8 protein-coding genes and 1 pseudogene are annotated in these 10250 nt (G+C 68.1%); all 9 read right to left on the bottom strand.

The window, feature by feature from the left end:
• A pseudogene (locus tag U9980_RS10625) lies at positions 1-251 on the bottom strand (NADH-quinone oxidoreductase subunit M); the annotation flags it as partial.
• A gap of 1 nt (position 252) precedes the next feature.
• The gene (nuoL, locus tag U9980_RS10620) at positions 253-2202 is read right to left on the bottom strand and encodes an NADH-quinone oxidoreductase subunit L (RefSeq protein ID WP_322767764.1); all 1950 of its coding nucleotides are present in this window, start codon (positions 2200-2202) and stop codon (positions 253-255) included.
• 199 nt (positions 2203-2401) lie between these two features.
• Positions 2402-2701, bottom strand: a complete 300-nt coding sequence (nuoK, locus tag U9980_RS10615; protein ID WP_322747891.1) for an NADH-quinone oxidoreductase subunit NuoK — start codon at positions 2699-2701, stop codon at positions 2402-2404.
• Entirely contained in the window at positions 2698-3498 is an 801-nt protein-coding gene (locus U9980_RS10610; protein ID WP_322767763.1) for an NADH-quinone oxidoreductase subunit J, read from the bottom strand. Before U9980_RS10610 ends, nuoK begins: the two co-directional genes overlap by 4 nt.
• Positions 3495-4085 (bottom strand): NADH-quinone oxidoreductase subunit NuoI, encoded by a 591-nt coding sequence (gene nuoI / locus U9980_RS10605; RefSeq protein ID WP_322767762.1) that lies wholly within the window; start codon positions 4083-4085, stop codon positions 3495-3497. The genes U9980_RS10610 and nuoI overlap by 4 nt, the downstream gene beginning before the upstream one ends.
• Before the next feature lie 3 nt (positions 4086-4088).
• Positions 4089-5459, bottom strand: a complete 1371-nt coding sequence (gene nuoH / locus U9980_RS10600; protein ID WP_322767761.1) for an NADH-quinone oxidoreductase subunit NuoH — start codon at positions 5457-5459, stop codon at positions 4089-4091.
• A complete protein-coding gene (locus U9980_RS10595; RefSeq protein ID WP_322767760.1) occupies positions 5456-7942 on the bottom strand; it encodes an NADH-quinone oxidoreductase subunit G in 2487 nt (828 codons plus the stop codon). The genes nuoH and U9980_RS10595 overlap by 4 nt, the downstream gene beginning before the upstream one ends.
• 5 nt (positions 7943-7947) lie before the next feature.
• Positions 7948-9276, bottom strand: a complete 1329-nt coding sequence (nuoF, locus tag U9980_RS10590; protein ID WP_322767759.1) for an NADH-quinone oxidoreductase subunit NuoF — start codon at positions 9274-9276, stop codon at positions 7948-7950.
• Between the two features lie 2 nt (positions 9277-9278).
• Complete coding sequence (gene nuoE, locus U9980_RS10585; RefSeq protein WP_322747885.1) at positions 9279-10034, bottom strand: NADH-quinone oxidoreductase subunit NuoE; 756 nt, start codon at positions 10032-10034, stop codon at positions 9279-9281.
• Positions 10035-10250 lie beyond the last annotated feature (216 nt).

Genomic DNA, 10250 nt, shown 5'->3' with positions numbered 1-10250 from the left:
ATGCCGTCAGCGCCCACCGAGTAGGAGACCCCGAACTGCCTGATCCAGGAGTACTTCTGGGCGAACTGGAAACCGGCACGCGACGGCTCGTACGCGATGGTCGCCAACAGCGCCAGCCCGAACTCCACGAGCGTGACCGCGAGTGTGATCTGCTTGGCCACGGTGGCGAACCGCCGTGGGACGGCCAGCACGACAACCGCGGCCGCGGCCGGGACGATCAGCAGGACCGTCAACCAGGGGAAACTGTTCACGTCATCCGGCCTTTACCAGGTAGAGCGCGCCGACCACGAGGACGGCACCTCCCAACATCGACAGCGCATAGGAGCGGACGAATCCGGTCTGGGTCCGGCGCAACCGGCCGGACAGGCCGCCGACCGCCGCGGCGGTGCCGCGGACCACACCATCGACTCCAACGGTGTCCAGCCAGACCAGGAACCGGGTGGCGTACTGGCCCGGGCGCATGAACACGGTCTCGTTGAACGTGTTGGCGTAGAGATCGTGTCGCGCGGCAACGGTCACCAGGCCGACCTCGGCGTCGGGCCGGGCCACGGCCTCGACCGGGCGGAGCTGGTAACGAAGGTAGGCCCCGGCGAACCCGCCGGCGGCGACGAGCAGGGTGAGTGCGGTGAGAACCGCGGGGGACATGGTGTGCACGCCCACCTCGGCGCTCTCGCCGACCACCGGCGCCAGCCAGTTCTGGATGGAACCACCGAGGACGAACAGGCCACCGGCAACCGCCGCCCCGATCGCCAACGGGACCATCGGGGCGGTCATCACGGTCGGGGACTCGTGTGGGTGCCTGGCCTCCGGCCCCGTCTGCGACCAGCGGCGCTCGCCGTGGAAGGTCATGAGGAACAGCCGCGTCATGTAGAAGGCGGTGATCCCCGCGCCGAGCAACGCAGCCGAGCCCAGCAGATACCCGCTGGTTCCGCCCTTGTCGAAGGCCGCTTCAATGATTTTGTCCTTGGTGAAGAACCCGGACAGCGGGGGAACTCCGATGATCGCAAGATAACAGATACCGAAGGTAGCCCAGGTGATCGGCATCAGCCGCCAGAGGGCACCGTATTTTCGCATATCCTGCTCGCCGTCCATGGCGTGGATCACCGAACCCGAGCCGAGGAACAGTCCCGCCTTGAAGAAGCCGTGCGCGAGCAGATGCATGATCCCGAGTGCGTAACCCGCCGGACCGAGACCGACGGCCAGAAACATGTAACCGATCTGGCTCACCGTCGAATAGGCGAGCACCTTCTTGATGTCGTCGTAGGCACAACCGATGACACAGCCGATCAGGATGGTGCCGGCACCGATGATCACAACAACGGTCCGGGCCGCCTGGGTTTCGGTGAAAATCGGGTTGGCCCGGGCGATGAGATACACCCCCGCCGTCACCATCGTGGCCGCGTGGATGAGCGCGGAGATCGGGGTCGGACCCTCCATCGCATCGGGCAACCACGCCTGCAGCGGGAACTGGCCGGACTTCCCGCAGGCGCCCAGCAGGAGCAACAGTGCGATCGCCGTCAGCGTCCCATAACCGATGACACCCGCGGCGGCCGCGCCGAACACCGTGCCGAAGTTCGTGCTGCCGACCGTCGCGAACATGAACATGACAGCCAGGGCCAGCCCGACGTCGCCGACCCGGTTCATGTAGAAGGCCTTGTTCGCGGCGGTCGCCGCGGCCGGTTTGTACTCCCAGAACTTGATGAGCAGGTAGGACGAGAGACCGACCAGCTCCCACCCGGCGTAGAGGACCAGGAAGTTGTCACCGAGCACGAGCAGCAACATGGATGCCAGGAACAGGTTCATGTAGGCGAAGAACTTCCGCCGCGCCGGATCGTGCGCCATGTAGCCGATCGAATAGACGTGGATGAGCGTCCCCACCCCGGTGATCAGCAGGACGAAGAGCGCGGACAACTGATCGAACAGCAGTCCGGCATCCACCTGGAAACTGTTGACCGGAATCCAGGAGAACAGGTGTTGCGAGACCGCCCGATCGCCGCCGCCGCGCCCTAGCAGCGCGAAGAACAGCACCAGAGCCACGACAAAGCTTGTGGCGGCGGTCGCGGTACCCAGCAGGTGTCCCCAGCGGTCGGTCCGGCGCCCACCCAGCAACAGGATCGCCGCCCCCGCCAGCGGCAGCACCAACAACAGCCACATCACCGAGAACGAGCCGACGGCGGGGGCGTACTGCAGCTCATGCGGCATGGCGTACCTCGTTACCGCCGGCACGGCCACCGAATGCATGGCCAAGATGTATATGCGTCACTGCACTCATCGTCCGTTCTGCCGTAACCGGAATTCCGGCCACCACTTCGTCACTACACCTGGCGCCAGCGCCGTCGACTGGCCGGCTGAAGACCTTCTGGATCATCGCCCACATCGACCGATATCCACCGGACAGGCTCTAGTACTTCAGGAGATTCACGTCGTCCACCGAGGCGGAGCGGCGGGTTCGGAAGATCGTGAGAATGATGGCCAGGCCGATGACCACCTCCGCGGCGGCGACGACCATCACGAAGAAAGCGATGATCTGGCCGTCCAGCGTTCCGTTGATCCTGGAGAAGGTGACCAGAGTCAGGTTCGCCGCGTTGAGCATCAGCTCGACGCACATGAACACGACAATGGCGTTACGGCGCAGCAGGACGCCCACCGCCCCGATCGTGAACAGGAGAGCGGACAGGATCAGATAGTTCGCGGGGTTCACCGGACCGTGCCCTTTCCGGCCCCGACCGGGTGCGGGCTGTCCGCATCCCCACGGCCGGAACCACTGGCGGAACCACTGGCGGAACCGCTGCCAGAACTCGTGCTGGAACCGGCCGGAAGTACCGACGGCGCGCTGGCTGCCTCGGGTGTCGCGTACACGCCCGGTCCCGGTGTCGGGGTGACCGGGCCACCGGCGGCGAACCGCCGCCGCAGCATGTCCTTCTGCGTGGGTTTGCCACCGACGCGTTCGCGATGGCCGAGCACCATGGCGCCGACCGCAGCAATGATCAGCAATGCGGACACGATCTCGAACACGAACACGTAGTCGGTGAACAGCAGACGGGCGATCGCCTGGATGTTGCCGCCGTTGTTGGCCGCATCGAGCCCGGCGGCCTTGGTCCCACTGATCACACCGCCGATCGGAAACACCATCAGCCCGGCGAACCCGACCCCGAGGACAATCGCCGCCACCCGCTGGCCTCGCAGGGTCTCCACGAGGGAGTCCGAGGAGTCCACCCCGACCAGCATGAGCACGAACAGGAACAACACCATGATTGCCCCGGTGTACACGATAATCTGTACGAAACCGAGGAACGGCGCATCCTGCACCATGTAGAAGACGGCCAGACAGAACAGGTTCACGACCAGCAGCAGTGCCCCGTGCACGGCGCTGCGAGCGAGCACCATGGCCAGTGCGGCGAGAACGGCCACCGGCGCGAGTATCCAGAAGGTCGTGGCCTCACCGGTGGATGTCCGGGTGAACTCACCCGCCGCCTGAACCATGATTTCCGCACTCATCGGACCAGCTCCGAATCCCCGCCACGCACCGCATCCGGGTCAGGGGACCCGGAACCGGCAGAGCCCGAGGCGTCGAACGGACCCGAGCGGTTCGGGTCGAACCGGTAATAGTCCGTTTCGCTGTCGCCGAGGAACATGGGATGCGGCGGCGCCGTCATCCCGTCCCCCAGCGGAGCGAGCAGCTGTTCCTTGGTGAAGATGAGATCCGAGCGGCTGTCGTCGGCGAGCTCGTAATCGTTGGTCATGGTCAGTGCCCTGGTCGGGCATGCCTCTATGCACAGGCCGCACAGGATGCAGCGCAGATAGTTGATCTGGTAGACGCGCCCGTACCGTTCTCCCGGGGAGTACCGCTCCTCCTCGGTGTTGTCGGCGCCTTCGACGTAGATCGCGTCCGCTGGGCACGCCCAGGCGCACAGCTCACACCCGACGCACTTCTCCAGCCCGTCCGGATGACGGTTGAGTTGGTGCCGGCCGTGGAAGCGGGGCGCGGTCGCCTTCTTCTCCTCCGGATACTGCTCGGTCGTCGGCTTCTTGAACATGGTCGAGAAGGTGACGCCGAAACCCTTGTAGGGGTCGAAGATCCCCATGGCTCAGCTCTCCTGACGCGGTCCACCCGCGGCGATGACGGAAGACGGTCGATGCGGGCCGGGGGTGTACGGCGGCGACGGCGACTTCGATGATGACTGCGATGACGGCTGGTGCGGCGGCCACGGAATCCGCTCCAGGCTGGGTGCGTTGCGCGTGCGCTCGTCTTCGGCGGCCTCAAGACGTTCGGCGTGCTTTCGAGCGCCGGGGTCGAGCAGGGTGATGATGAGCAGGATTCCCACCGCGATCCCGAAACCGATCAGCCACGGTGTCCGGTCGGTGACGTTCTCCCGGTACACCTTGAAGGTCGCCACGGCGAGCAGCCATACGAGCCCGACCGGGATCAGGACCTTCCAGCCGAACGCCATGAACTGGTCGTAGCGAAGCCGGGGCAGCGTGCCGCGCAGCCAGATGAAGACGAACAGGAATGCCAGCAGCTTCAGCACGAACCAGATCACCGGAAACCAACCGGTGTCGAAGTGCGAGAGGTACGGAATCGGCGGCGGCTGCCATCCGCCGAGGAACAGTGTCGTCGCCACCGCGGACACGGTGACCGTGTTGATGTACTCGGCGAGGAAGAAGAACGCGAACTTGATCGAACTGTACTCGGTGTGGAAACCGCCGACCAGCTCTCCTTCGGCTTCGGGCAGGTCGAACGGCGTCCGGTTGGTCTCTCCGACCATCGCGATGCAGTAGATGATGAAGGACGGCACCAGCCACACGTTCCACCAGTGGCGCTGGCCCGCGACGATGCCCGACGTCGACAGCGTCCCCGAGTTGAGGAAGACCGCGACGAAGGACAAGCCCATCGCGACCTCGTAGGAAATGATCTGGGCCGCCGAACGCAGGGAGCCCAGCAACGGGTAGGTCGATCCGCTCGCCCAGCCGGAGAGAATGAGCCCGTACACGCCCAGCGATGACGCCGAGAGCACGAACAGAACCGCGACCGGTAGGTCCGCGAGCTGCAGTGCGGTGTGATGGCCGAAAATCGACACATCGGGACCGAAAGGGATAACCGAAAACGCGAGGAAGGCCGGGATAGCCGAAACGATGGGTGCGAGGATGAAGACCGGCCGGTCCGCGAGAACCGGGATGATGTCCTCTTTGAGCATCAGCTTCACGCCGTCGGCCAGGCTCTGCAGCCAGCCCTTGGGGCCGTGCCGGTTCGGGCCGACCCGCTGTTGCATCCGAGCGACCACCTTACGCTCGAACACGATGGCGAAAAGCGTTGTCAGCAGCAGGAACGCGAACACGGCAACGGCCTTGAGGAGGATCAGCCAGAACGGGTCGCTGCCGAAGGCCGACAGGTCCGGATCTCCGGCGGCGGCGGCCAGCGGCTGCCCCACGGGGGCCCCGAGCGAGGATGAATAGCTCATGACCGGCCCTTCGAAGTCCGCCCGCTCGCGCCGACCCGTACCAGCTCGCCGGTGCGGGACGCGAGTGAGCGGCGCAGGTGTGAACCGGGCGAGAAGGTCGGGACCCACACCACCCGGTCAGGCATGGACGTGATCTCCAGGGGCAGCGTGATCGTCCCACGGTCGCTGGTGACCGAGACCAGGTCACCGTCGACCACGCCTATCTCGCCGGCGCTCGCCGCGGACAGCCTGACCTTCGGCGGTCGGGCCGTCCCGGCGAGATAGGGCTCGCCGTCCTGCATCCGACCGTCGTCGATCAGCTGGTGCCAGCTCGCCAGCACGGCGTGACCGACGGGCGGGTCAGGTGGCACCGGCGGTGCCACCGACGGCGCCGGTACCCGCCGAACCGCGTCACCGGCACGGCCGAGCATGGCGAGCTCACGGGCGGCCGAGCCGGGGTCCGCGACACCGAGCGCCACCCCGAGTTGGGCGGCAAGCATGTGCAGCACCCGCACGTCGGCCAGGGCCGGAGTCTCCAGAACCTGTTGGAACGCGCGCAGGCGTCCCTCCCAGTTGACGAACGAGCCCGCCTTCTCCGCCACCGGTGCGACCGGCAGAACGACATCGGCGACCTCGGCCACCGCGGACCGGCGAACTTCCAGCGAGACACAGAACGGCACGCCCGCGATCGCGGTGAACGCGGCGGCCGGGTCGGGCAGGTCCTCGACGTCCAGCCCGGCCACGACGAGCCCGTCGAGCTCGCCGGCAGCCGCCGCGGCGAGGATGGCCGCGGTGTCGCGGCCGGGCCGCACCGGCACGGCCGCGCCCCAGGCTTCCTCCACCTCTGCCCGTGCCGCCGCGTCGGCGACCGGGCGGCCACCGGGCAGCAGCGAGGGCAGGACGCCTGCGGCCAGGGCACCACGCTCGCCGGCGCGACGGGGCACCCAGGCCAGCCGAGCGCCGGTCGCCTCCGCAAGTCGCAGGACCGCGGTGAAGGTCCCGGGGGCCTGCGCGGCCCGCTCCCCCACCAGGATCACGGCTCCGGGCGCCCGCAGCGCCGCACCGACCTGCAATGCCGCACCGGCCGGCAGGTCCGCAGCACCTGCGTCCCCGGCTGCCAGGCTCGACAGCAGCGCAGCCTCCCCGCCGGGGGCGGTGGGCAGCAGCGTCCCGGCCATCTTGGCCAGGCCCGGGGTCGCCACCGGCGCGATCGAGAAGATCGCCGTCCCCCGCCTGGCCGCGGCCTTGCGCAGCCGTAGGAAGGTGATCGGCGCCTCGTCCTCGGGTTCCAGACAGACCAGCAGCACCGCGGGCGCGGCCGCGAGGTCGGCGTGGGTCACTCCGATGCCGGTACCGGCGACGGCGTGGGCCAGGAACTCCTCTTCCTCCGCCGAGTGCGGCCGGGCGCGGAAATCCACGTCGTTGGTGTGCAGGACGAGCCGGGCGAACTTGGCGTAGGCATAGGCGTCCTCGCGGGTCAGCCGGCCACCGGCCAGGACGCCGACGCCGTGGCGGTCCCGGCACTGCGCCAGGCCCCGGGCCGCGAACGCGAGCGCCTCGGTCCAGGATGCCTCGACGAGCTCGCCGGTGGCGTCGTCACGGACCAGCGGCGTGCGGAGCCGGTCGGCGCCGCCGGCGTAGGCAAAGGCGAACCGGCCCTTGTCGCAGTTCCACTCCTCGTTGACGGCCGGGTCGTCGGCGGCGAGCCGCCGCATCACCGTGCCGCGGCGATGATCCGTCCGCAACGCGCATCCGTCGGCACAGTGCTCACAGGTGGTCGGGGTCGAGACCAGGTCGAACGGCCGGGCGCGGAAACGGTAGGCCGCGCTGGTCAGCGCCCCCACCGGGCAGATCTGCACGGTGTTACCGGAGAAGTACGACGTGAACGGCTGGCCTTCGGCGACCGCCACCTGCTCGTCCGCACCCCGTTCGAACAGTTCGATGAACGGGTCGCCGGCGATCTGCGCGGAGAACCGGGTACAGCGCGCGCACAGCACGCAGCGCTCCCGGTCGAGCAGAATCTCGGTGGAGATGGCCAGCGGCTTGGGGTAGGTCCGCTTGGTCTCCTTGAACCGGGAGACGGCCTTGCCGTTGGCCATGGCCTGGTTCTGCAGCGGGCACTCACCCCCCTTGTCGCAGACCGGGCAGTCCAGCGGATGGTTGAGCAGCAGGAACTCCAGCGTCCCCGCCTGCGCCTTGGTGGCGACCGGCGAGGTGAGCTGGGTACGCACGACCATGTCGGCCGACACTGCCGCCGTACAGGACGCGACCGGCTTGCGCTGGCCCTCGACCTCGACGATGCACTGCCGGCAGGCGCCGACCGGGTCGAGCAGCGGATGGTCGCAGAAACGCGGGATCTCGATCCCGAGCAGTTCGGCCGCACGGATGATCAACGTCCCCTTGGGGACGCTGACGGCCTGGTCGTCGATGGTCAGGGTGACGAGGTCCGGCGGCGTGGGCACGACCGGAGGTGACGGGGCGCTGCTCGTCGACACGGTTGTCATAGTGATCAGTGAGCTCTCGCGAGGGCGTCCGGCGAACCGGCGACGCTGTCGGATGCGGACCGGGCCGATGCAGGCCGGTCAGATGCGGACCGGTCAGATGCGGGCCGGAGGAACTCGTCGCGAAAGAACGCGATGCCCGAAACGATCGGCGAGGTCGCACCGTCGGCAAGAGCGCAGAAGGCCCGGCCGAAGATGTTGTCGCAGGCGTCAAGCAGCGTGTCGACGTCGGCGGCGTCGCCGTCGCCCCGCTCGAGGCGGGACAGGATCTGCACCATCCACGGGGTTCCCTCACGGCACGGCGTGCACTTTCCGCACGACTCGTGCGCGTAGAACTGGGTCAGCCGCCGGACGACCTTGAGCATGTCCACGGTCTCATCCATGACCATGATGGCGGCCGTGCCGAGCAGGGAACCAGCCTCGGCGACACCCTCGAAGTCCAGTGGGACGTCGAGATGGTCGGCGGTGAGCATCGGCGTCGACGATCCGCCGGGGGTCCAGGCCTTCAGCCGCAACCCCCCGCGGACGCCCCCGGCCATCTCCAGCAGCTCGGCGAGAGTGGTTCCCATCGGCGCCTCGTACTGGCCCGGACGGGTCACATGCCCGGACAGGCTGTAGATCTTCGGCCCCGGTGAACGTTCGCGGCCCATCGACCGGAACCAGGCCACCCCGCGTCGGATGATGTACGGGACGCTGGCGATGGTCTCGACGTTGTTGACCACCGTCGGTGACGCGTACAGTCCGTGTGTCGCCGGGAAGGGCGGGCGCAGCCGGGGCTGACCACGGCGGCCCTCCAGGGAGTCCAGCAGCGCGGTCTCCTCGCCGCAGATGTAGGCACCGGCGCCGGAATGGACGACCAGATCCAGGTTGAACCCGCTGCCGAGGATGTCGGCGCCGAGGTAGCCGGCCTGATAGGCCTCGGCGACCGCGGCCCGCAGCCGCCGTCCGCAGTGCACCAGTTCCCCGCGCAGGTAGATGAAGGCGTTGTTCGCCCGCACCGCGAAGGAGGCGATGATGATGCCCTCGATCAGCGAGTGCGGGTCTGCGATCATCAACGGGGCGTCCTTGCAGGTACCGGGCTCGCCCTCATCCGCGTTGATGACCAGATAGTGCGGTTTGCCGTCGCCCTGCGGGATGAAGCCCCACTTCATGCCGGTGGGGAAGCCTGCGCCGCCACGACCCCGCAGACCGGAGTCCTTGATGAGCCCGATGATGGCGTCTGGGCCCGTCTCCAGCGCCTGGCGCAACGCCTGGTAACCGTCGGTGCGTTCGTAGGTGGCGAGCGTCCAGGACTCGGGAGTGTTCCAGCGTCCGGTGAGGACCGGGGTGACCGGCATGGTCAGCTCCCCTTCGTCTGATGGGCGGTCTGCCTGGTGCGGGCCCGTTTGGCGGTGCCGGTCGGGGCGACCGTCGCACCGACGGCCACCGGGTCGGGCGTGCCCGCGGCAACCGGACCCGGCATGTCCACGGCATCCGCGACGAGGAGACCCGCCACGGATGGTTCACCCACGCCCGGCCCGGCCACCGCGCCGGGGCGCGGGTCGGGGAAACCGGCCAGCTGCCGGGACGCCTCGACGAACGTGCACAACGGCGCGCCGCGGGTCGGAGTCGGACGTTCGCCGCGTTGCAGCGCGGCCACGATCTCGACGGCGGAGTCCGCGTCGACCTGGTCGAAGAACTCGTAGTTGACGGTCATCACCGGCGCGTAGTCGCAGGCCGCCAGGCACTCCGCATGCTCCAGCGTGATCGCGCCGTCCGGTGTCGTCTCGTCGTGGCCGACACCGAGATGATGCGAAAGCCGGGCGTAGACGTCCTCGCCGCCGACCAGGGCGCACGACAGGTTCGTGCAGACCGACACCAACCAGTCGCCGACCGGCTTGCGCTTGTACATCGTGTAGAAGGTCGCGACCGCGCTCACCTCGGCCTGGGTGATGGCGAGCTCGGTGGCGCAGAACTCGATCCCCTCGGCCGTGACGCAGCCGTCCTCGGCCTGCACGAGATGCAGCATGGGCAGCAGCGCCGAGCGGGAGCGACCCGGTGGGTACCGGGCGATGATGTCCCGCGCGGCGGCACGGGTCTGTTCGGTCAGTGGCATTACCGGTCAACTCCCCCGAGAACTGGGTCGAGGGACGCCACGCCGACGATCACGTCCGCGACCTGGCCGCCCTCGGTCATCGCCGGGACCGCCTGCAGGTTGACGAAGCTGGGATCCCGGACGTGGACACGGTAGGGCCTGGTGCCGCCGCCGCTGACGACGTGATAGCCCAGCTCGCCGCGGGGTGACTCCACAGCCTGTCTCTTATACACATCT

The organism is Protofrankia sp. Cr1 (genome assembly GCF_963555865.1).
Lineage (GTDB): Bacteria > Actinomycetota > Actinomycetes > Frankiales > Frankiaceae > Protofrankia.
The sequence above is the reverse complement of the archived record's forward strand: the minus strand, read 5'-3'. Positions and strand labels throughout refer to the sequence as shown.

Bases quoted from the DNA above. Each gene is read 5' to 3' on its own strand.
- nuoL (WP_322767764.1), bottom strand. From the start codon at position 2,202: ATGCCGCATGAGCTGCAGTACGCCCCCGCCGTCGGCTCGTTCTCGGTG.
- U9980_RS10610 (WP_322767763.1), bottom strand. From the start codon at position 3,498: ATGAGTGCGGAAATCATGGTTCAGGCGGCGGGTGAGTTCACCCGGACA.
- nuoI (WP_322767762.1), bottom strand. From the start codon at position 4,085: ATGGGGATCTTCGACCCCTACAAGGGTTTCGGCGTCACCTTCTCGACC.
- nuoH (WP_322767761.1), bottom strand. From the start codon at position 5,459: ATGAGCTATTCATCCTCGCTCGGGGCCCCCGTGGGGCAGCCGCTGGCC.
- U9980_RS10595 (WP_322767760.1), bottom strand. From the start codon at position 7,942: ATGACAACCGTGTCGACGAGCAGCGCCCCGTCACCTCCGGTCGTGCCC.
- nuoF (WP_322767759.1), bottom strand. From the start codon at position 9,276: ATGCCGGTCACCCCGGTCCTCACCGGACGCTGGAACACTCCCGAGTCC.
- nuoE (WP_322747885.1), bottom strand. From the start codon at position 10,034: ATGCCACTGACCGAACAGACCCGTGCCGCCGCGCGGGACATCATCGCC.